Annotated in this window: 21 protein-coding genes; 9 read left to right on the top strand and 12 right to left on the bottom strand. The window is 70.5% G+C overall.

The window, feature by feature from the left end:
• Nucleotides 1-109 precede the first annotated feature (109 nt).
• Entirely contained in the window at nucleotides 110-1339 is a 1230-nt protein-coding gene (locus INP57_RS03970) for a D-alanyl-D-alanine carboxypeptidase family protein (protein WP_233626621.1), read from the top strand.
• Nucleotides 1340-1706: 367 nt separating this feature from the next.
• Here the strand turns inward: INP57_RS03970 and INP57_RS03965 are convergent, their stop codons facing one another.
• From INP57_RS03965 to INP57_RS29330, 4 genes are all read right to left on the bottom strand, one after another.
• Nucleotides 1707-2747 carry a YhjD/YihY/BrkB family envelope integrity protein gene (locus INP57_RS03965; protein WP_200068583.1) on the bottom strand — a complete coding sequence of 347 codons (1041 nt, stop codon included), beginning with the start codon at nucleotides 2745-2747 and terminating at the stop codon, nucleotides 1707-1709.
• A 67-nt stretch (nucleotides 2748-2814) separates the two neighbouring features.
• Complete coding sequence (trpS, locus tag INP57_RS03960; RefSeq protein ID WP_200068728.1) at nucleotides 2815-3810, bottom strand: tryptophan--tRNA ligase; 996 nt, start codon at nucleotides 3808-3810, stop codon at nucleotides 2815-2817.
• 130 nt (nucleotides 3811-3940) lie between these two features.
• Nucleotides 3941-4174, bottom strand: a complete 234-nt coding sequence (locus INP57_RS03955) for a hypothetical protein (protein ID WP_200068582.1) — start codon at nucleotides 4172-4174, stop codon at nucleotides 3941-3943.
• A 373-nt stretch (nucleotides 4175-4547) separates the two neighbouring features.
• Entirely contained in the window at nucleotides 4548-5195 is a 648-nt protein-coding gene (locus INP57_RS29330) for an HD domain-containing protein (RefSeq protein WP_307849895.1), read from the bottom strand.
• A 208-nt stretch (nucleotides 5196-5403) separates the two neighbouring features.
• On the opposite strand from INP57_RS29330, the gene INP57_RS03945 reads away from it, so the two are divergent.
• On the top strand, nucleotides 5404-5697 hold the full coding sequence (locus INP57_RS03945; RefSeq protein ID WP_200068580.1) for a 4a-hydroxytetrahydrobiopterin dehydratase: 294 nt from the start codon (nucleotides 5404-5406) through the stop codon (nucleotides 5695-5697).
• A 90-nt stretch (nucleotides 5698-5787) separates the two neighbouring features.
• Here INP57_RS03945 and INP57_RS03940 read toward each other — a convergent pair whose 3' ends face one another.
• Nucleotides 5788-5925 carry a hypothetical protein gene (locus tag INP57_RS03940; RefSeq protein ID WP_200068579.1) on the bottom strand — a complete coding sequence of 46 codons (138 nt, stop codon included), beginning with the start codon at nucleotides 5923-5925 and terminating at the stop codon, nucleotides 5788-5790.
• A gap of 135 nt (nucleotides 5926-6060) precedes the next feature.
• Here INP57_RS03940 and INP57_RS03935 point away from each other — a divergent pair, with 135 nt between their 5' ends.
• Nucleotides 6061-7158 (top strand): NsdA family TPR-like regulatory protein, encoded by a 1098-nt coding sequence (locus INP57_RS03935; RefSeq protein WP_200068578.1) that lies wholly within the window; start codon nucleotides 6061-6063, stop codon nucleotides 7156-7158.
• On the opposite strand, the gene INP57_RS03930 is transcribed toward INP57_RS03935, so the two are convergent.
• On the bottom strand, nucleotides 7159-7959 hold the full coding sequence (locus INP57_RS03930; protein WP_200068577.1) for an exodeoxyribonuclease III: 801 nt from the start codon (nucleotides 7957-7959) through the stop codon (nucleotides 7159-7161).
• A gap of 243 nt (nucleotides 7960-8202) precedes the next feature.
• Here INP57_RS03930 and INP57_RS03925 point away from each other — a divergent pair, with 243 nt between their 5' ends.
• From INP57_RS03925 to INP57_RS03900, 6 genes are all read left to right on the top strand, one after another.
• Nucleotides 8203-9111 (top strand): Sco1979 family transcriptional regulator, encoded by a 909-nt coding sequence (locus INP57_RS03925; protein ID WP_200068576.1) that lies wholly within the window; start codon nucleotides 8203-8205, stop codon nucleotides 9109-9111.
• 288 nt (nucleotides 9112-9399) lie between these two features.
• Entirely contained in the window at nucleotides 9400-9615 is a 216-nt protein-coding gene (locus INP57_RS03920) for a DUF397 domain-containing protein (protein WP_307849893.1), read from the top strand.
• A gap of 59 nt (nucleotides 9616-9674) precedes the next feature.
• Nucleotides 9675-10031: a hypothetical protein gene (locus INP57_RS03915; RefSeq protein ID WP_200068574.1), complete on the top strand. Its 357-nt coding sequence runs from the start codon at nucleotides 9675-9677 to the stop codon at nucleotides 10029-10031.
• 532 nt (nucleotides 10032-10563) lie between these two features.
• Complete coding sequence (locus INP57_RS03910; protein ID WP_200068573.1) at nucleotides 10564-11319, top strand: ABC transporter ATP-binding protein; 756 nt, start codon at nucleotides 10564-10566, stop codon at nucleotides 11317-11319.
• A 257-nt stretch (nucleotides 11320-11576) separates the two neighbouring features.
• Nucleotides 11577-13808 carry a hypothetical protein gene (locus INP57_RS03905; RefSeq protein ID WP_200068572.1) on the top strand — a complete coding sequence of 744 codons (2232 nt, stop codon included), beginning with the start codon at nucleotides 11577-11579 and terminating at the stop codon, nucleotides 13806-13808.
• A gap of 24 nt (nucleotides 13809-13832) precedes the next feature.
• Nucleotides 13833-14174, top strand: coding sequence for a hypothetical protein (locus INP57_RS03900; protein ID WP_200068571.1), 342 nt, complete (start codon nucleotides 13833-13835; stop codon nucleotides 14172-14174).
• On the opposite strand, the gene INP57_RS03895 is transcribed toward INP57_RS03900, so the two are convergent.
• The 6 genes from INP57_RS03895 to INP57_RS03870 form a co-directional block, all read right to left on the bottom strand.
• Nucleotides 14161-16569 carry a right-handed parallel beta-helix repeat-containing protein gene (locus tag INP57_RS03895; RefSeq protein ID WP_200068570.1) on the bottom strand — a complete coding sequence of 803 codons (2409 nt, stop codon included), beginning with the start codon at nucleotides 16567-16569 and terminating at the stop codon, nucleotides 14161-14163. The genes INP57_RS03900 and INP57_RS03895 overlap by 14 nt on opposite strands.
• A gap of 316 nt (nucleotides 16570-16885) precedes the next feature.
• Nucleotides 16886-17476, bottom strand: a complete 591-nt coding sequence (locus INP57_RS03890; RefSeq protein WP_200068569.1) for a type VII secretion system-associated protein — start codon at nucleotides 17474-17476, stop codon at nucleotides 16886-16888.
• Nucleotides 17473-18105: a type VII secretion system-associated protein gene (locus INP57_RS03885; RefSeq protein WP_200068568.1), complete on the bottom strand. Its 633-nt coding sequence runs from the start codon at nucleotides 18103-18105 to the stop codon at nucleotides 17473-17475. The genes INP57_RS03890 and INP57_RS03885 overlap by 4 nt, the downstream gene beginning before the upstream one ends.
• Nucleotides 18106-18125: 20 nt before the next feature.
• Complete coding sequence (locus tag INP57_RS03880; protein ID WP_307849891.1) at nucleotides 18126-19094, bottom strand: hypothetical protein; 969 nt, start codon at nucleotides 19092-19094, stop codon at nucleotides 18126-18128.
• Between the two features lie 94 nt (nucleotides 19095-19188).
• Nucleotides 19189-20079 (bottom strand): type VII secretion system-associated protein, encoded by an 891-nt coding sequence (locus tag INP57_RS03875; protein ID WP_200068567.1) that lies wholly within the window; start codon nucleotides 20077-20079, stop codon nucleotides 19189-19191.
• A 21-nt stretch (nucleotides 20080-20100) separates the two neighbouring features.
• On the bottom strand, nucleotides 20101-20688 hold the full coding sequence (locus tag INP57_RS03870; RefSeq protein ID WP_200068566.1) for a type VII secretion system-associated protein: 588 nt from the start codon (nucleotides 20686-20688) through the stop codon (nucleotides 20101-20103).
• Between the last annotated feature and the right edge of the window lie 37 nt (nucleotides 20689-20725).

Genomic DNA, 20725 nt, shown 5'->3' with positions numbered 1-20725 from the left:
GCAGGCCGCGTTTCGCTAGCCTTGGCGGGTGCCCGCGAGAACTCTCCCCCCGGTCCGCAGGTCCATCCCAACCGCACCGGAATCGCCGGTGCCGCAAGGAAAAGCCGGATTGCGCGTCGGCACCGCGCTATGCGCTGCGCTGACCCTGCTCGGCTCGAGTCCGGCCGTCGCGACGGCCCAGCCCGCGTGCCCGAACGCGGTCCAGCCGCCGGCACCGGTCGACACCTCCGAGGTGCCCGCGCCGGGAATGCCGAGTCCGCCGCCGCTGCCGGTGCCCCCGGAGCCCGTCGGCGGCGAACGGCTCGCCGAGTGCGCCGAGATCACGCCGCCCGGTGTGGCCGCACCGCCGGTCGACCAGGTGGGCGCGCAGTCGTGGGTGCTAGCCGACCTGGACAGCGGGGAGGTGCTCGCGGCGCGCGATCCGCACGCCCGGCACCGGCCTGCCTCCACGATCAAGGTGCTCACCGCGCTGCTGGCGCTGCGCGAGCTGGACCTGGCCGACACGATCACCGCGACCCAAGCCGATGCCGACCAGGAAGGCAGCAAGGTCGGCCTGGAACCCGGCACGACCTACACGGTGCATCAAGTGCTCTCCGGAATGATCATGCAGTCCGGCAACGACGCGGCGCACGCGCTGGCGGTCAAGCTGGGCGGTGTCGACGAGACCGTCCGCAAGATGAACGCGCTCGCGCCCCGGCTCGGCGCGCACGACACGCGCACCGCGAGTCCGTCCGGATTGGACGGACCGGGGATGAGCACCTCGGCCTACGACCTGGCGGTGATCTTCCGCACCGCGATGCAGAACCCGGAGTTCGCGCGAATCGCCGGGACCGAGCAGATCCAGCTGCCCGGTAAACCCGGTGGTCCGCCGATGCCGGTGAGCAGCGACAACTCGGTGCTGTTGAACTACCCCGGCGCGCTGGGCGGCAAGACCGGGTTCACCGACGACGCGCGGCACACGTTCGCCGCGGCCGCCGAGCGCGGCGGCAGGCGGCTGGTGGCGGTGCTGATGCGCGGCGAGAACAAGCCGGTCCGGTTGTCCAAGCAGACCGAGAACCTGCTCGACTACGGGTTCGGCCTGCCCGCCGCGGCGCCGGTCGGGCGGCTGGTGTCCGAGCCGCCGAAGCCTTCGGTCGTGGACGCCGCGCCCGAACCGCAGGCCGGTGCGGATTCCGCGGACGCGCAGGCGCAGGGAGCGATGTCCGGCACGCTCGGCTGGCCGTTGACGCTGCTCGCGGCAGCGGTGATCGCGGTGTCGGGGCTGTTCGCGCTGCGGCAGCGCCGGGCCAAGCTGGCCGCCGCGCGCAGGAACGCGGACTCCTCCGACGAACACCCCTGATCCCGCCGTGGATCGGTCCGAGCGGCACCAGGTTCTGCTTGAAAAGCAGCGGCGCCCGAGGCGGCCTGCGCGGACCACTCCCCGGACGGCGCCTGGCCCGGCGCGCTGTGCACGGCGCCTCACCCGGTCGTTCTAGGTAGTACTCGGGTAATCGTGCGGGTTCGACGCGATGCGAGACGCGGGATTCTCGATTGCAGGAGCCGCCGGCAGCGCCGCCGGGCAGCCGGTCCGGGGAGCAGAGTGCCGGACCGGTTCCCACGCCCCGGGTTCGGTCGCAGGGCGGCTCCGGCCCCGCGCGGTCCCCCACGACCGCGCGGGGCGCGGCCCGCCCGGCCTAGCCCCGAACCAGGCCGGGGGGCCGCCCGGATCACTTCCGGCGACGCAGCACCCAGCCGAGGATGGCGCCCAGCCCGAAAACTCCCCCGAGGACGCCGCGCCCCGGCCGGTGCACCCGCACGATCGGCCGGATCACCGCGGGCGGCGGAGGCGCCGGCTGCGCGGTCCGCTCGTTCTCCGGCGCGGTAGCCGTCCACGCCGCCACGAACAGGATGAACCGCGAAGTCAGGTTCGCGAACACCAGCAACCCCAGGATCGGGCCGAACGCGGCAGCCGCGGGCGAGCCGGTGACGCTGTTCAGGTAGATCACCCCGACCTGCTTGAGCACCTCGAACCCGACCGCGGCGAACAATCCGCCCCACATGGCGCTGCGCATCGACACGGGAATGCGCGGCAGCCGTGCCAGCACCAAGGTGAACACGACCCAGCCCGCTGCCAGCGACAGCAGCGTCGCGAGCACGCCGAGCACGATCCGCGCGGCCAGCGTCGTCTCGATCCCGGCGAGCGAGAACAGCCAGCGCCCGACACCGCCGCCGACGGCGCTGAGCCCGAACGACACCGCAAGCGCGAGCCCCAGCCACAGCAGCGACAGCAGGTCCGAGCCGAGCCGCCGCAGCATCGGCGGCGCCTCGAACTGCTGGCTCCACTGGGCCGTCAGCGCCTCCCGCAGGTTCGTCAGCCAGCCCAGCCCGGAATACAGCGCCACCAGCAGCCCGATCACGCCGACCGCGCCCGCCTGGTTGATGGCCTGCTCCACGACCTGGTTGAGCAGGCCGCTCATCGACGGGTTCGGCACCGCCTCGGTGATCGAGCGGCGCAACTGCTCCAGCAGGTCGCGGTTGCCCGCGAGCACGAACCCGGCGACCGCGAACCCGATCATCAGCAGCGGAACGAGCGCGAGCACGCTGAAGTAGGTGACCGCTGCGGCGTAGTAATCGCCGTACTGGCTCTGGTAGCGCTCGTACGAGCGGATCAACCGGTCCAGCCACCCGTGCCTGCGGCGGAGCCGTTCCAGCCTGCCGGGCGGTTCCGCCTCGGCTGCGCTGCGCGCCGGTTGGCTGCGATCCGGCAAAGTGCACCTCCCAGGACTGTCCGGGATTGCCCCGAACGGGCTCAGAGGCTACCGCCGAATGATCTCGTCAGCCCGCAGGCGGCAGGAACCCGACGCGGTCGTAGGTGGTGCGCAGGGTCCGCGCGGCCACCTCGCGGGCCCGCTCGGCGCCGCGGCGCAGCACCTTGTCCAATTCGGACGGATCCGCCAGGTAGGCGTTGACCTGCTGCTGGAACGGCGTGACGAACTCGACGAAGGCTTCGCCGGTGTCCTTCTTCAGGTCGCCGTAGCCCTTGCCCTCGTAGGCGGCCTGCAGTTCGCCGATGCTGCGCCCGGTCAGCTCCGCGTTGATCACCATCAGGTTGCTCACGCCGGCCTTGTGCTCCGGGTCGTAGCGGATTTCGCGCTCGTTGTCGGTGACCGCCGAACGCAGCTTCTTCGCCGCGCGCTTCGGGTCCTCCAGCAGGTCGATGACCCCGCTGGGCTGCGACTTGCTCATCTTCGCGCCCGGGTCCTGCAGGTCCTGGATCTTCGCGGCGGCCTCCGGGATGTGCGCGGCGGGCACCGTGAAGGTCGTGCCGAAGCGGGAGTTGAACCGCTGCGCGAGGTTGCGGGTCAGCTCCAGGTGCTGGCGCTGGTCCTCGCCGACCGGGACCGCGTCGGCCTGGTAGAGCAGGATGTCCGCGGCCTGCAGCACCGGGTAGGTGAACAGCCCGACGCTGATGTGGTCGGCTTCCTGCCGCGCGGCCTTGTCCTTGAACTGCGTCATCCGGCCGGCTTCGCCGTACCCGGCCTGGCATTCCAGCACCCAGCCGAGCTGCGCGTGCTCGGGCACGTGGCTCTGCACGAACAGCGTCGAGCGCTCCGGGTCGATGCCCAGCGCGAGCAGCTGCGCCGCCGACACCCGGGTGCGCTTGCGCAGCAGTTCCGGATCCTGCTCGACGGTGATCGCGTGCAGGTCGACGATGCAGTAGAAGGCGTCGCTGTCGTGCTGCATCCGCGCCCAGGAGCGCAGTGCGCCGAGGTAGTTGCCGAGGTGGAACGAGTCGGCGGTGGGCTGGATGCCGGACAGGACGCGGGGCACTCGCGCGGGCGCCGCGTCGCCGGACTGCCGCGCCTGGCCTGCCGGAGTCTGCTGGGTGGCGGAATCGTCGCTGCTCACCCGTTGATTCTCGCAAGCCGCGCCCGGACAGGCGGACCGGGTGCGCGCAGATTCAGCTCTTGCGCTGGTTCTCCGGCTGGATTTCGACCTTCTTGCGGCGCAGCACTCCCGCGACCATGCCTGCGATGCCGAAGCCGACGGCGGCGAGGCCGACGGGGGTGGCCATCGATTCGAACGGGTTGACGTCCTGGGCGAGCGCGGGGCGCGGTCCGGCCGCCTGCGCGGTCGCGGTGCCGAGGACCGCGGTGGCCAGCAGCATCCCGAGGACGAGTCCTCGCGTGGTCATGCGTGCAAATCGGCTACGCACGAGCGTTGCCTCCCTTAACGGTTAACCCGTACGGGTCACAAACTCTCTGAACCCGGTTGCGGACCGTACCGATCGCGGGTGAACTCCACGATCGCGTTGCGTAAACCGGCCACGACGCAAAGATCCTATTTTCCCCCTGCGACCCCCCGACACCGGGTACCCTTGACAGCCCGTCTGTCACTGATCGCTCCTGGTGAGCGCGCACGCTTAGCTCGATACGGTGAACCCGGAAGGACGTCAGGGTGAGAACGACCACTCACCCGCCCGAGTGGCAATACCGGCAAAGATCAACTCAGCTGCCCGTCCACGCGGCTCTGGCGTGGCCGACGGCTCGGCGGCGCGAAGCACGGATTCAGCCGCCGGGTTCGACCCAGCCGCGGCGTTCGCCTTCGGCGATGACCTCCCGGGCGGCTGTCCACAATGGAGCCGATGCGTCGCCGATGACCGACTTGCGCTCGCGCACGGTGTCCGCGGTGACGCCCGGAGTGCGCCAGGTGCCGCCCTGCGCGAGCCAGTTCAGCAGCAGCGGCTGCATCCGGTCCATCGCCTTGGCGAACCGCGCCTCCGGAGTGCGGCGAGCCTCGAATTCGTCCCACCGCTCGCGGAAGTGTTTCGCCTGGTCGGACGGCAGCAGGCCGAACAACCGGTCGGCGGCGGCTTCTTCGCGCTGCTGCTGGCTTTCCCTGCCCGCGTCGTCGTAGAGCGGCGTGTCGCCCGCGTAGATCTCGATGAGGTCGTGCACCACCACGAGCTGCACGGTCCGCCCGACGTCGATCGGCTCGTCGGAGTGCTCGGCGAGCACGGTCACCATCAGCGCCAAGTGCCACGAGTGCTCGGCGTCGTTCTCCCGCCGATCCACCGCGGCCAGCGGCGATTGCCGCAGCACCGCTTTTAGCTTGTCCACTTCGGCCAGGAAAACCAGCTGTTCCCGCAACCGGCCACCCACGGCGTCCGGCAGCGGAGTGCGCTCGGCGAGCAATGCGTCGTCGTCGAAGTCCACGCACTCACCATGGCAACCCTGTCCGGCCGGAACAACCGTGCGGACGGGTAGAACTCCGGAGTCCTCTGCGGCGCACCTCGGCCCACGACATTCAATTAAAGAATTTGCGCGGCGGAACTTTCGCGGACATACCTCAACGAAAGATCGCGCGGCGCGCTCGCCGCGGAAGCTGATATCGTCTTCGCCACCGTCGTACGAAGGAGTCGGATTGCCTGAGTCGCTGAGCACGGCCGCTGTCGACGAAGCCCTTGCCGGGATCGAAGGCTGGAGCCGTGCTGGGAACGCCATTGCGCGCACTTGGGAGCGCAAGGGGTTCAACGGTGCCATTCAGCTCGTGAACGTGATCGCGTTCATCGTGAACAACCTGAACCATCACCCCGATATTCGGGTGCACGACTACAAGTACGTGACCGTCACCTCGACGACGCACGTCGCCGACGGCATCACCGAACACGACCTGGAACTCGCCCGGAAGATCAATAAAACGGTGGACGAGAGCTGAGCGATCGAGGCCCCTGCCCGACAGGGGCCTCTTGCTCCTCCCGAAAGCGCTGAAGGGGGATCGGCTGGTCAGCATGGAAAGTGACCAGGCTCAGTTCACCTCTTTCAACTCATAGAGCCGCCCCAAGGCAACAATCCGCTTTCGTAGCTCGCGCTCAGGGATGCTCAACCCTTCTGGATCCAGCGCTTCGCGGATGATCGCCCGCGCTGCGCCTTCGAGTTGGTTCAACGGGATCAGAGATAGATCCGGACCCTGCAAATTCCGGCATGACTCCTTTCGACGGCCCGTCCTGTAAGTAGTTTCGGAGTCACGCGCCGTGCGCGGTAGGGTTTAGCCGTTCACAAGGGTTCACAAGGGGGAGCCGTGAGCACTGGAGCAGATCTCCGCGCCGCGCGGGAGGCAGCAGGGCTGAGCCTGAACCGCAAGGCTGAGCGGACGCACTTCACCAAGGCTCATCTCTCGATGGTCGAGACCGGTAAGCGCTCAGCCGTTCCCGACGTGGTGGCTGCGTACGAGCAGGCACTAGGGATGCCGCTGAGCCCTGCTCCAGGAGACCCGCTCCGTGTCGCGCACGAGTGGCTTGTTTCGACCTCTCCGATGGCCGTGCACACCCGTTCGGGCCGGAAGGTCGGCAATTCCCTCGCCAGCGAGCTAGAAGCTCGCGTAGTGGATCTGAGATACCTTGACGACACGGTGAGCAGCGATGAGCTAGGCCCGGTCATCTTCAAGGAACTGGGCGAGGCGGAGAGCCTGATCCGCTCAGCGAGCTTCACAGAACCTGTCGGCCGGAGGCTGTTCACCGCAGTGGGAGAGCTGGCCCAGCTAGCAGGCTGGGTAGCCAGTGACGCGGGCGAATACCGGCAGGCAGAGCGCTTCTACCTTTCAGGTGTCGCAGCGGCGAATGAGGCCCGCGACAAGGTTCTAGGAGCCCAACTCCTATCCAGCCTCAGCTACCAAATAGCGAACGTCGGTAATCCCGCGGACGCTGCGCTGCTCGCTCGCACCGCGATTATGGGAGCGCAGGAAGCTACTCCGCTGGTCCGCGCGCTCTTGCTGGAACGTGTCGCATGGGCGTCCGCCAAGGCCGGAGACATCGAAGCCACCTGGCGAACACTGGACATGGTCGATGACACCTATGAACGGCGCGGGGCGGATGAACCGGAGTGGGTGTATTGGCTCAACAGAGCCGAGATCGACGTCATGGCGGGACGCTGCCTGATCGAACTCGGCAAACCCGACAAGGCGGCGCCGCTGCTGTCCTCCGCCATCGCCACGTACCCCGCTGAGCACGCCCGGGAGGTAGCCCTCTACCTCTCCTGGCTCGCCGAATCCCACGCACGGGCAGGCGAGTTCGACGCTGCACGGGAAGCCCTGGAGCGTGGCCGCTCCTACAGCTCAGCGATGCCGTCCGCCCGGACCGACGCCCGACTGGACGCAGTACAGCGACTGCTCCCCTGCTGATCAAGGCTGGTCGAAGGTCACCGTCACCGGGGCGTGATCGCTCCAGCGCTTGTCGTAGCTCGGAGCCCGTTCCACCCACGCCTCGGAGGCGCGAGCGGCCAGGCCCGGGGTGGCGGCCTGGTAGTCGATCCGCCAGCCGGAGTCGTTGTCGAACGCCTTGCCGCGGTAGGACCACCACGAGTACGGGCCGGGGCCTTCCGGGTGCAGCGAACGGACGACGTCGACGTAGCCGAGTTCGTCGAAGACGCGGTCCATCCAGGCCCGCTCCTCCGGCAAGAACCCGGCGTTCTTGCGGTTCGCCTTCCAGTTCTTCAGGTCCACCTCGCGGTGCGCGATGTTCCAGTCGCCGCACACCAGCACTTCCTTGCCGCCTTCCGCCGCGCGGGTGCGCAGCGCGTCCAGGTGCGGCAGGAATTCCGCCATGAAGCGTTCCTTCTCGTCCTGACGCGCAGTGCCGACCTCGCCGCTGGGCAAGTACAGGCTGGCGACCACGACTTCGGGCAGCTCCACTTCGACGTAGCGGCCGCTGTCGTCGAATTCCGCGCTGCCGAAACCGACGCGGGAACTCTCCGGCCGCGCCCGCGAATACACCGCCACGCCACTTCGGCCCTTGGCGGAACTGGGCGCCAGCACGGTGTGCCAGCCCTCGGGTTCGCGGACGGAAGCGGTGAGCTGGTCCGGTTCCGCCCGGGTCTCCTGCAGGCAGATCACGTCGGCGCCGGTGCCTGCCAGCCATTCGACGAAGCCCTTCTTGGCGGCGGCCCGCAATCCATTGACGTTCACGGTCGAGACGGTGAGCACGGGCCCGAGCCTAACGATCCCCACCGCAGGGCCGTTGCGCCGCCGGAACGAACCACCCGCGGGGATGTGCGCAACATCGCACTTGTTGATCATGCCGCCTGCGACCTGCTCGAACGCTTTACAACCGGTGCAACCGGTAGGGCATGATGGGCTAGACTTCGCCGTCTGGATCTTGGGTCATCCGGACGGTGGATAATCCGGAACCTGGGTAACGGACAGTGCCGACGGCACGACGAAGTGTCCATGGGAACGACCGTGCGGAATGCGGGAGGTCTGGACGTGACCACGGATGGAGCCGCGGGCAGCGGCCCCACCGCTCGTCGCCTGGTGCTGGGGGGCCAGCTGCGCAGGTTGCGCGAGGCCAGCGGCATCTCCCGGGACGACGCGGGCTACGAGATCCGCGGCTCCGGCTCCAAGATCAGCAGGCTGGAGCTCGGCCGCGTCGGCTTCAAGGAGCGCGACGTCGCCGATCTGCTCACCCTCTACGGCGTGGCCGACGAGACCGAGCGCGCGACGTTCCTCGAAATGGTCCGCCAATCCAACCAGCCCGGCTGGTGGCACCGCTACAGCGACCTCGTCCCGTCCTGGTTCCAGGACTACGTGGGACTGGAGGAGTCGGCTTCCCGGATCCAGACCTACGAGATCCAGTTCGTCCCCGGCTTGCTGCAAACCGAGGCGTACGCCCGCGCGATCGCCAGCCAGGGAATGCCGGAGGCCGTGGACGAAGAGGTGGATCGCCGGGTCGGCCTGCGGATGTACCGCCAGCGGCTGTTCAACCAGCCGAACGCGCCGAAGTTGTGGGCGGTGATCGACGAGTCGGTGCTGCACCGCCCGATCGGCGGCCGCGCGGTGCTGCGCGAGCAGATCGAACACCTGCTGGAGATCACCAAGCTGGCCACCGTGTCGTTGCAGGTCCTGCCGTTCGATCTGGGCCGCTCCGGTGCCGAGGGCGCGTTCTCCATCCTGCGCTTCGCCGAGCCGGAGATCCCGGACATCGTGTACCTGGAGCACCTCTGCGGCGCGCTCTACCTGGACAAGCCGGAAGACGTGGAGATCTACAGCAAGGTCAGCCACCGGCTCGCCGTGGACGCGCAGACCCCGGAGGCCACTCGCAAGACCTTGCAAGCAGCCCGCAAGAACCTCCTCGACTGAGATTTACCTCACACGTTCCGCAGGCCTGAGCTTCGCTGCGTTACCTCGCGCGAACACAATCGATCGGCCGAGCAGGATTAATCTGGGATTCGGTCGGATCGCCGACCGCAGTGCGTGATCAATAACCACCGGATCGTGACCACCCCGGCTAGTCGTGCGCCTGCACGTGCATTCATCATTCCATTGTTCAGTGATACGGTCCTTGCACGACCGGATGCACGTGCAGATGGTCGTTGCAAGCAAGTCGGGGAAAGGCTGGGTACTTCGATGCCGGAGATCCGCAACGGAATGACCGCACAGCACGTGCCCGAGGCGGCCTGGCGCAAGAGCGCCTACAGCGGCTCGGTCGGCAACTGCGTCGAACTGGCGTCGCTGCTCGACGGCGAGATCGCCGTGCGGAACTCCCGCTACCCCGACGGCCCCGCGCTGATCTACACCCGAGATGAGATCGCGGCCTTCCTGTCGGGTGCCAAGGACGGCGAGTTCGACGACCTGATCGTCTGAACCCGCCTGGCGCCCGCAACAGCTCCGACCAGCCCTCTCGCACAACCCTCGGTGGCGTCATGAAAGAGATAACGGACGGCTTGCAGGCACTGATCGCCCGCGACTTCCACTTCGCCCATCCCCGGGCCTCCGACGGCTCGCTGATCGCCGTCGTCGGGATCCGGGCGCACCACGGCGTGATCGACATCGTGCAGCTATACGGCGAGGACGACGCCGACGCGGCGCGCATCCCGGGCGAGGAACCGGACGTGCTGTTCCCCAAGACCGTGCTGTGGCGCACCGTGGGTCCGGCCGACGAGGTCATCGCAGAGGCGCTGGAACTGGCCGACCCGGAACCGGAACACTCCGGGCAGGCCGGCGGATGCTGGGTCCCCACCCGAGCGGGACGGTCGACCTGGCTGGCCGCCTCGGCCTGAGCCCGGGCGCCATCGCAAGCCGGAGGTTTGCAGGACCTCCCCACCACACCCCCCCCGTTCCGATCCCGGTGCCTGCCCGCACCCGCCGCGACTCCCAGCCCCGAACCCCCCGAAGTGCGTGGAGCCGCGGCCGGTACGAATCGCCCGCGCGTTCGCGGCCGCCGCTGCTGCGGCCCCGCGCGGTGGCACGGCCCGGAGAAGCACCCCGAGTGCGGTGCGGCGACGGGGCCGCGGGACGAGTCGCCCGCGGCCCCGCTCCGACTTTTCAGTGCATTCCCCGCAGAAGGACAGCGGTGCCTGCGTGCGCGGTCGCCGCTGACCAGCAGTGCGCATGCGGCTTTTCGGCCTAGGTCATCCGGTCGACGACAACGTCCGCGCGGGCCGCGCGTCCCACGGGTGGCAGAGCCGCGCAGTGGCGGAAAGTCCGGCTCTTCCGGCCGAAGGACCGATCCCCGCCTGCACTGCGGCAGAGGACCGTGGTCCGGGCCAGGCGCGGTGGCGCGCCGGATCGAACGAACGCGAGGAGGACGTTGTGTCCGGAGCAACTCCGACGAACTTCGGCGGAGGCGGGGCGGTCGCCGAACGGATCAGCAAGCGGTTCGGCACCGAACGCGCCCTGACCGCGCTGCGCGGGATCAGCCTGCGCGCCGAACCGGGCCATTGCACCGCCGTGCTGGGTTCTTCCGGAGCGGGCAAATCGGTGCTGCTGCGCTGCCTGGCCGGGTTGGAAAGGCCCACCGAGGGGGCGGTGCGGGTCGGCGGCACCGACCTCGGGCGGCTCGGCGAGGTCGAGCTCACCGAGTTCCGCCGGGACCGGATCGGCGTGGTCTACCAGCACGGCAACCTGCTGCCGGAGCTGACCGCGGAGGACAACCTGCTGCTGCCGTTCGACATCTCCGGTCGCCGCCCGGACCGGTCGCGGTTGGACCGCGTGCTGGACGCGCTGGAGGTGCGGGAACTGCTGGAGCGCAGGCCGCACCAGCTGGCCGGGCCCGAGCAGCAGCGCGTCGCGCTGGCGCGGGTTCTGGTGCAGCGGGCGGACGTGCTGCTGGCCGACGAACCGACCGGGGCGCTGGACGCCGTCACCGCGCGGCACATGCTGCGCGTGCTGCGCCGCTGCACCGACGAGTTCGGCCAGACGGTCGTGCTGTTCTCCGCCCATCCGCGTTCGGCCGCTTACGCCGATCGGATCGTCACGCTCGACGACGGGCGCGTGACGAAGGAATGGGAGCCCGCGGCCGGCTGCCGCTGCGCGCAGGCCGAGGGGGCCACCGAGCACATCGCGTGAGCAGGCCGCGAACGGCCGCGCCGGGTTGCCGATGCGATCACCGCGCCGCGGCGGAGGGCCCCGAGTGGAGCAGGTCGCGCTAGGCGACAAGGCGTCGGGGCGATACGACCGGCGGCCCGCGCGGTCGGTAGTGCGATCATTGCTGCCTTGCGGTGTCCGCGGGCGCCGCAGCCGATTCTCCGCCGCTCGCCGACCGGCCGAGCCCGGCGCGGCGCCGCGGCGCGATCCTCCGAGCGCGCGAGAACGAGAGCGGGCCGATGCCAGCAGAACCCGACCCGATCCGGGTCCGCGAACTGACCGTCGAACCGCACGGGGCGACGGTGCTGATCCTGCAATCCACCGGCGACGAGGCCGAACGCCGGTTGTTCCGCTCGATCCCGGTCGCCGCGGGCGACGGGCTGGTGCTGGCCTCGGCGCCCGCGATCCGCTCCGGGACGTTCCGCCAGGCGTTGCGGCACGCCTGCAGGCTCGCGCTGACCGCGGCCGCCCGCCGCCGACCGTCCACTTCGGACCAACCGAGGCTGTTCCTGGCGATGTCCGGGGCCGGTGCGGTGGACGGGCGCGGCCGGGCGCTGGCGCAGAAGGTCTCCCGCGAGTTCGCCGCGCAGATCTACGCCCCGGACGGGCCGGTGACGTTCGTGCTCGGCGGCTCGATCTTCGCGGGTGCCGACCACCACGGCTGGGTGCGGTTCACCGGCGGGCGCCGGTGCGAACTGCACGGTGCCCGCTATCCGCGGCCGGATTGGGAGAACCAGCTGCCGCGCGGCGTCGTCACCGACGGCGGGCTGCACACCCGGCCGGTTCCGGCGGGGCTGGCGATCTCGGGCTCGGCCAGCAGCGCGGAGGACGTGGTCAGCCACGCGGTCGCCGTCTCGGCCGAACACCCGAGGCTGGTGCTCGGCTCCCCCGGCGGCGAACCGATCGCGCCGCACCAGGTCGCTGCGCTGCTGCGGCGGTTCCCGCGCGCGCTGCGGGACCGGATGCAGCTCGTCCCGGCCGATCCGGCCACGATCACCGCGGATTGGCTGGGCAGGCTCGCCGAACTCGTCGGGCAGGAACTCACCAGCAGTGCCGGGCTGATCCGGCACGGCGGGCAGGCAGGCGGCCGGCCGGAGTTCGTGTTCGTCAGCGACGACCGGGGAAATCCGCGGTGGCAACCGTTCGCGGCGTTGTTGCGGCACCTGCCGGACCGGCGGTCGCTGCCGCTGCTGGCAGCGGCCCCGCCGGACGGCTGGATCGCGTCCGCGCCGTTGCAGTACCGGTGGGCTCGTTCACCGGGGCCGCAGCCGGGACCGCACGAGGTCGTGGCGAAGGTGGTTCCCGCCGGACTCGCCATGCTGCCCGCCGCGCAGGCGGCGACCGCCGTCTCGGCCGACCGGCTGGCGTTCGAGCCTGCGCGGCTGACCATCGCGCTCGGTTCGCCGTGCACACCGCTGCCCGCGGAGATGCCGGTCCGGTTGCACCACCTGCTGAACGGGCTCACGCCGGAGCAGCGGGCGTGCGCGCGGCTGCTGGTGCTCGGCGTCGCGGGCAGGCAGGCGCGCGCGGAGCTGTTCGCGGCCGCGGGCGCGATGGCGGGACAGCTGGTGTTCCCCACGGTGCTCTCGGCCGACTCCGACGAGACGACGGATTCCGGCGCCGAATCGATCGCCTACCGCGCAGCGATGTCCGGCGCTGATGTCGCTTGCGCGGAGCCGTCGACCGAGGCGTTTCCGAGGCCTGGTGCGGTGTCGGCGGGGAAAGCCGGGTCGTGCGGGGACATCGCGGAGCGCGAAGGCTCGCGGTCCGGTCGTGCGGGGGAAGCGACGGTCGCGTTGCGCCTCGTTGTCGACGCGACCGAAAAGGACGTTGCCGCGCATAGCACTGAGGTGGCGGCAGCGGACGATTCCGCAGCGACATCGGTCCTTTCGTCCGCAGCGAGCGGTGAGTCCGCGGAGACTCACCCGACGGGCGGGCGGACCGCGCTGAACGAGCCGACGGTCCGGAACTTGACGGTCGCGGCCGGAAGTCCGGCTGTTCGCACGCGATCCGGGCCGAGCGCGCCGGAATCGGGGGCGAGCTGGAAGACCGTCAAGATCGAACGTGCTGCGCTGGCCGCGCCTGCCGGTGACGGGGCGGCGACCCCGCCGGAGGCTGGGCCGGCGGAGGCTGGGCCGGCGGCGACTGTCCCACCGAAGACTGGGCGGCCGGATACCGAGCACCCGGAACCCGAGCACCCCGAACCCGAGCACCCCGAACCTGAGCACCCCGAACCCGAGCGGCCGGAAGCCGGACGAAGGAGGCGCGGGCCGACCGAACCCAGGCGGGCGGAGCCTCGGCCGGAACCCGGGCGAACGGGAACCGGAAAGCCGGAGTCGCTGCCGAAGCGCCAGCCGGGCGCCTCGGACTGGTCGAAGCAGCGGAGGCTGCGCGAGGCGCGGCGGCGGAAGGCGAACTCGACCGGTCACGCCGACACCCCGTCTTCCTCGGACACACCGGCCACCGACTAGGCGAGTGCGGCCGATCCGACGGAAGTGCCGACGCTGCCCGCCACAGCGCGGAGCATCGCACCGTCACGTGCGGATTCGACGCAAAAAGCCCGCCAGTGGCCGGAAATGCTGCTCGATCGCGAACCCGGCGCCGCCCGCTCGCCCGGCAACTCGACCGGCGCAAGAAGAGGTCGGCGCTCGCAGGCGCGGCAACCGATCGAACCGCAGCGAACGGACCAGGGGAACGCAGCCGGATTCGCAGCGGAAGTGACCGCGGCACCGGCTCGGCTCATCCCACGCTGGCGCGCGCACGCCGACGAAAGCGGGCTCGCCGACCAGTGCTCGGAAGCCCGCGGCTCCGCGCGCTGCGGGCTCAACGAGCGGTGAGCTCCAAGTCCGCCGCCTTCAGCACGGTCAGGTCCGCGGGCAGCGCGTCGTTGTCCGCGGCCAGCCGGGAAGCCTGCCTGCCGGTCATGTCCTCGAAGACCTTGCGCGCGGTGCGGCCGTTGCCGAACGTGCCGTCCTTCGGGATCGCCTCGAAGTAGTCCAGCAGTGCCTGCACGGCCTCCGCATCGAGCTGGTAGTCGTGCTTGCGGCACTGCGTTTCGACGATCGTGACCAGTTCGTCCGGGCTGTAGTTGGCGAACTCGATGGTGCGGCTGAACCGGGATTCCATGCCGGGGTTCGCGCGCAGGAAATCCTCCATCTCCTTGGAATAGCCCGCGGCGATCACCACGACGTCGTCGCGGTGATCCTCCATCAGCTTCACCAGCGTGTCGATGGCTTCCTTGCCGAAGTCCGGCCCGGTACCGCCGCTGCCTGCGCTGAGCGCGTAAGCCTCGTCGATGAACAGCACCCCGCCGAGCGCGGTGTTGAACGCCTCGGTCGTCTTGATCGCGGTGCCGCCGATGATCTGCGCGACCAGGTCCGCGCGGGAAACCTCGATCAGGTGGCCCACGCGGAGCACGCCGAGCTCGGCGAGGATCTCGCCGTAGAGCCGGGCGACGGTGGTCTTGCCGGTGCCGGGAGAGCCCGCGAACACCAGGTGCCGCGCCATCGGCGGTGCGGACAGGCCCGCGTCCACCCGCCGCTTGGCCATCTTGTTCAGGTTGACCAGCGAGGTCACTTCCTTCTTGACGCCCTCCAGGCCGACCAGGCGATTCAGCTCGCCCAGCGGGTCGGAAGCGCTCGGGGCCTTCTCGCGGGCCTGCGGCGCGGGCTGTTCGGCGGGTTGTTCGGTGGTCGCCGCCGCCGAGCTCCCGTAGGCGTCCTGCGCGCCGTTGCCGCCGCTGATCAGGTCCTGCACCGTGATCTCCGCGGCGGGGCGCAGCTGCCGGACTCCGCTGCCCCGGTTGTCCCGGACCGTGCAGCCGATCAGCTTCACCGGCTCCTCGGTTTCCAGCAGGACGCCGTCCGCGCCGCCACCGGTGAACTCCGATTCGGACACCGTCCCGGACGCGCCCGCTGCGACCCGGCAGCCCATGCCGCGGCTGCCGTGCACCCGGCAGCGCTGCAACGACAGGTCCGAACCGGAGCCCGCCAGCACGCCGTCGCCGCCCGCTTCGGTGATGTCGCAGTCGTTGAGCAGCAGCGCCGCCTCGTTGATCGAGACGCCCGCCGCGCCGGAACGGCTCAGGCTCAGCCCCGAGATCGAGGGCCGCGCGCCATTGCTGACCTGCACGCCTTCCGTGCCGGTCCGGTCGATCTCCACGTTCTCCAGCCGCCCGCGGGCGGCGCCGTCCACCACGATCGCCGCGCCGTCGCTGCCGATCACCCGCAGCCTGCGGAAGAACGGGTCGGAGCCATCCTCGATGAGCAGCCCGCCGGTGCAGCTGGAGACCTCGGTCCCGTCGAACTCGGCGGTGCTGCGCTCGGTGAGCCCGACGCCGACACCATCCACATCGGACACATCGCAGCCGGTGACCGCGCCGGAGGAACGGCCCGCGAAGTGCAGCCCGCGCCCGCGCGCACCCTGCACGCGGCAGGAGCGCAGCACCGGCGCGCAACCTTCCGCCACGTACATGCCTTCCGCACCGACCCGTTCGACGCCGCACTCCTCCAGCTGCACCGACTGCGGGCTCGCCAGGTAGAAGCCGATGCCGCGGCAGTCGGACACGGTCAGCCGGCTCGCGTTGAGCTGCGCCTGCTGCTCCACCGCGATGGCCGGTTTGGCCACTCCGGACACGGTGGTGTCCGCGACGGAGATCCGGCCGTGGCCGTTCAGGCAAATCCCGTTGCCCGCGGCCTCCCGCACCGCGCAGGCCCGCACGGTCAGGTCCCCGCTCTCGGCCACGACGACCGCGGAGGTGCCCAGTTGCAGCAATTCGCAGGAATCCAGCACACCACCCTGCGCGGAGGTGACCACCACGCCCGCGCCGACCTGGTTGCGGACCTTGCACTCGCGCATCAGCACGCTGCCGGTGTCCCGAGCGTAGATCGCGGCCCAGCCGCTGGAACCGACCTCGCACTCGGTCAGCGAAAGCTGCCCCGTGGTCGCCAGCACCGCCGGGTTCTCGCCGTCGACGGCGTCCACGGTGATCCCGGACAGCGCGGCCGAATCGGCGGCCAGTGCGACCGCGACGCCCTTCTGCGCGGCGATCCGGACGGTGCCCGGACCTTCCTCGGCGGTGATGGTGATCGCCTTGGTCAGCACCAGGTTCTCGGTGTAGCGGCCGGGCCCCACCACGATCACCGCGCCATCGGAGGCGCTTTCGACGGCGTCGCCGATGCTGCGATGGCCCTGGCCGATGCCTTGGGTGACCATGATGACGTTCTGGCTCACGTTCGGCGTTCCTCCGTACTCACCGCACGACCGCAATCTGCGCCGATCTCAACGTACCCGCGGCGTGATGATCATCGGCACGCCCGGTACCGGAACGCGGGATCCGCTCACCAGCTGCGCGCTGCCGTGCCGCTCGACGCGCCGCTTCGGGGTTCGCATTCGCGTCGACTCCGTCAGTCATAACCCGTTCTTCCGCGGCGGAGTTCCCGGCGCCGCTGCCGGCGACCGAATGTGGGGACTTCCTTCATGGATCGGCCCCGGACGCCATCCCGGTGCGGTGGGCTCCGCCACGCAGGATCCGGCAGCGGAGTCGACCCTAGGTGCTCACGGTGCGGATTTCGCCTTGCACGGCCGAGTCCGGGTCGGCCGAGAAGCGGCGGAACGCGTCTGCGTCGAGCCGCATCGAGGCGGGCGAGTTGGGGTTCAGCAGCACATCGACCCCGCTCTCCGGCAACGCATCGGCGATCTCGTGCACGTCGGTGGCCCGCCAGCCGTCCGCCTGCACCAGGTCGCGGTGCAGCGTCGCCGTTGCCACCAGCACCGAGGGCTTGCCGTCCGGCGCTTCGGCGACGAGCGCGACACCGTCGGCGTCCAGCGCGATCTCCAGCGAGGTGTCCTCCAGCACCGACATCAGCTCGTCCGCGCCGCGGCCGTCCCGCACGAGCATCCGCAGCACCGCGTCCACCGGGTCGGTCGGCGAGTCGGGCGTGGCGGGCTCGTAGGCCGGGTTCGCCCGGAACCGGCCCCACGAACCGTCCGCCCAGGTGGCCCAGCCGCCGAGCACGCGCTCAGGCGGCGGGTCCTCCCCGAATTCCGGAGCCCATTCGGTGTCGGTCAGCAGCAGCCAGTCCGTCGGGTCCTCGTCCGCGGCGGCTTCGGGCAGCCCCTGGCCGGGGTCTTCGCTCATCGGTCGGTTCCCTCTCCGGTTCCGGGGCCCATCCGCCAGTCCAGCATCCGCAGGTCTTCCGCGGCCGCGGTGGGCAGGCTGGTGCGCGCGTTCGCGAGTTGTCGTTCCGTGGGTTGCCTGGCGGAGCGCACGAACGCGGCCACCAGGCGCACCGAGCCGGGACTGCCCGGGTTGAACAGCACGTCGATGCCCTCCGGCAACAGGTCGGTGAGCTGCTCGATGCCGACGTGCCGCCACGAACCGACCTTCGGCGAATCCAGCCGGTGGGCGGGCGAAGTCGCCACCAGCAGGCAGTCGACCTCGTCCGGCGACGGCACGATCAGCGGCCCGCCGCCGGGACCGAGCGCCACCTCGTACTCGCTGTCGCGCAGCAGCAGCCGCGCCTGGTCCGGTTCGGCTCGGCGCACGATCAGCATCCGGAACAGCGCGTCCAGCGGGTCCGCCGGAGCGTCCGGGTCGCTCGGTTCGTAGTCGGGGTTGGCGCGGAAGCGGCCCAGCTCGCCGTTTTCGTCCACCGGCCACAAGCCCATGATCGAGGCGACCGGCGGTTCGGTCTCCTCCGCAGCGGGTGTCCACTGCGGATCCATCAGCAGGTACCAGTTGCCCTCACCGGTGACCTCGGACGGCATCGGGACTCCTTCCGGCCGGGTCAGGTCGACGGGTCGAGCAGGTGGCGCAGCGCGCGGTGCGTGCTGACCGCGTCCAACTGCTCAGGTGGGCGCCCGGCGGCACGGATATGCGCGAAGAACTGCTCGTCCGGGGCCAAGCCGTACTCCTCCAGGTAGTAGCTGACCGCGTCCGGCCACAACCACACTCCGTCAGTGCGGTAGGTCGTCGGCACGACCTGGCCGCGGTCGGGCCGCACCACGTCGTCCATTGTGGCGGCGGTGCTCAGCAGCACTTCACCCGCCCGCAGGTAGTCCAGCACGCGCTGGAGCTCGTCCTGGTCGGTGAGCTGCGGGTGGTCTTGGTCGAACTGCGGCCGGCCGTCCGGGTCGACGCGGTCGAAGACCCGCGCCACGGACAGCTCGGGCGGTTCGGTCGCCGCCCACACCAGTGCGCCGTTGGCACGGGCCGCGCGCTGGTAACCGGGCACCTCGTCGGTGCCGACGACCTCGATGCGGGGTGTGCCGGGGTGCTCGGCCAGCGCGCCGTGCAGCTCGGCGCTCAGGGCGGGGAGGCCGTCATCGGCTTCCACCACGTGCACCGGCAGCCTTGTGCCGCCGTCGCGGAACGGCGTGCGCCAGGACAGCCAGAGTCCGCGCGCGGCGGAGTTGCCGGACAGCACCGCGATCAGCGCGGCTGTAGTGGCCTCGGCTGCGGGCTGCTCCGGAGTTCCGGGTTGCTCGGCGAACAGCCACTCCAGGGCCGGCTGGTCGTCCCGGATCGGGATGCCGCTGAACACCGCGGAAGCGGAATCGTCCACCAGCTCGCTGAGCAGACCGGCCTGCGCGATCGTCACCGGCACCTTGCGCTCGGCGAGCTGCAGGCACAGCGCGTCGGCCGTTTCGGCCACCGTTCGCTCGGCCAGGCGTTGCCGCGCCGACGCCAGAAAGTCATCCGGCACGCGCCCCGCCAAGTGCAGCAGCAGGTCGTGCATCCGGTCGACCACGGTCACCACGTTCTCCCCTTTCGCTGATCGGAGATTGGCACGGTCGGCTCGGCCATGCGGCGCCGATCGGGCCGGGCCGGGCCGAAACTCGGCGAACCCCTCACGAATCGCCGCGCGCCCGCCCGCCGGACCCATTTTCCGGGTCGCTCGCCGGCGGTTCAGCGGGTACCCACGCGGCTTCCCCGTCGGCCGCGCCGTGGAGACCGGCCGACGGCGCAGCGCCGAACCGGAGCTGACCGGCGAAATCTTCGACGGTCGCCACCCGGTGCCCGGACGCCGGGACCGGCTCATCGACGACGCGTCCAGCGGTCCCGGCCAGCGGAGCCACGGTATCGGGAGCTGCGGTGCGCTCCGGTGGTTCCGCGGCGGTTGCCGGCCGTTCACCGGGAACCGGGCCGCGCACGGCCGCGCAGAATTCGGCCGCACCGATCCGGGTCGAGGCGGGCGCCCCGGGGTTCAGCAGCACATCAACGCCTTGCTCCGGCAGGGAATCGGCCAACCCCTCCGCGGTGACCTCCCGCCATGAAGGCACGGTCAGCCGGTGCGCGTGCGCGAGCGCGCTGAGCACCAGCACCGACGGGCTCCCGTCCGGTGCACGGGTGATGATCGGCACGTCCTGCTCGTCCAAGCCGATGATCAACAGCGAACCGGGCAACGTCGCCAGCAGCTCCTCGACGGGCAGCTGACCGCGCATCACCAACCGCAGCGAGGCGTCCACCGGGTCGGTCGGCGAGTCCGGGCTGGACGGCAAGTACGACGGGTTGCTGCGGAACGTCCCGGTGGAACCGTCGCGCTCGACGTACCAGGCGCCGACCACGGCGCTCTCCGGCGGCTGGTCCTGCTCGTCCTCCGGTTCCCACGCGGAGTCGATCAGCACGACCCACTGGTCTTCCGGCGCTTCGCCGGTGATCTGGTCCGCGGCTGCATCCGGGGCTGCCACCTCCGGCGCCCGCTCGGCGGTCTCCGGCGAGGTGGTTTCTTCCGCTGCCATCGAGACTCCTCCCGGGCCCGTTCAGTCCTGCTCGGGCGGCTCGAACGGGTTCCCACCCGGGATCCGAGCACCGGATTCGACGTCGGCGACGGCGCCTTTCAGCGAACTCGCCAACACCCGCATCGACGCCGGCGCGCCAGGGTTCAGCAGCACGTCGACGCCCTCACCGGGCAGCGAGTCGGCCAGATCCTTGGCGGTGATCTCCTGCCAAGCAGCCACCTCGACCCGGTGGGCGTGCACGGGTGACGTCGCGACCAGCACCGAAGGCACGTCGTCCGGGGACGGTGCGACGACCGCGCTGCCCTGCTCGTCGAGGGCGATCCCGAACAGCGCGTCCCGCATGACCGCCAACAGCTCGTCGCCGTCGTACGCACCGTCGATCAGCAGCTGCAACGCCGCGTCCACCGGGTCGGTCGGCGAATTCTCCCGGGTAGGCAGGTAGTAGGGGTTCGCCCGGAACGGCCCGGTGGTTCCGTCCGGTTCGAGGTACCAGGCGCCGAGGACCGCTTCGAGGGGCGCGTTCTGCTCATCCGACTCGGGTCGCCAGGCGGGGTCGAGGACGAAGGCCCACTGCGCCTCGCCGGCTTCCGCGGATTCGTCGGTGGTCATGGGAATTCCTTGTCCATTGCGGAACGCTGTCGCGCAG

Source organism: Saccharopolyspora galaxeae (assembly GCF_016526145.1).
Taxonomy (GTDB): domain Bacteria; phylum Actinomycetota; class Actinomycetes; order Mycobacteriales; family Pseudonocardiaceae; genus Saccharopolyspora_C; species Saccharopolyspora_C galaxeae.
The sequence above is the reverse complement of the archived record's forward strand: the minus strand, read 5'-3'. Positions and strand labels throughout refer to the sequence as shown.

Excerpts from the sequence above, each read along its gene's own strand:
- INP57_RS03955 (WP_200068582.1), bottom strand. The coding sequence starts at position 4,174 with ATGACCACGCGAGGACTCGTCCTCGGGATGCTGCTGGCCACCGCGGTC.
- INP57_RS03925 (WP_200068576.1), top strand. The coding sequence starts at position 8,203 with ATGGGAACGACCGTGCGGAATGCGGGAGGTCTGGACGTGACCACGGAT.
- INP57_RS03920 (WP_307849893.1), top strand. The coding sequence starts at position 9,400 with ATGACCGCACAGCACGTGCCCGAGGCGGCCTGGCGCAAGAGCGCCTAC.
- INP57_RS03915 (WP_200068574.1), top strand. The coding sequence starts at position 9,675 with ATGAAAGAGATAACGGACGGCTTGCAGGCACTGATCGCCCGCGACTTC.
- INP57_RS03905 (WP_200068572.1), top strand. The coding sequence starts at position 11,577 with ATGCCAGCAGAACCCGACCCGATCCGGGTCCGCGAACTGACCGTCGAA.
- INP57_RS03890 (WP_200068569.1), bottom strand. The coding sequence starts at position 17,476 with ATGAGCGAAGACCCCGGCCAGGGGCTGCCCGAAGCCGCCGCGGACGAG.
- INP57_RS03885 (WP_200068568.1), bottom strand. The coding sequence starts at position 18,105 with ATGCCGTCCGAGGTCACCGGTGAGGGCAACTGGTACCTGCTGATGGAT.
- INP57_RS03875 (WP_200068567.1), bottom strand. The coding sequence starts at position 20,079 with ATGGCAGCGGAAGAAACCACCTCGCCGGAGACCGCCGAGCGGGCGCCG.
- INP57_RS03870 (WP_200068566.1), bottom strand. The coding sequence starts at position 20,688 with ATGACCACCGACGAATCCGCGGAAGCCGGCGAGGCGCAGTGGGCCTTC.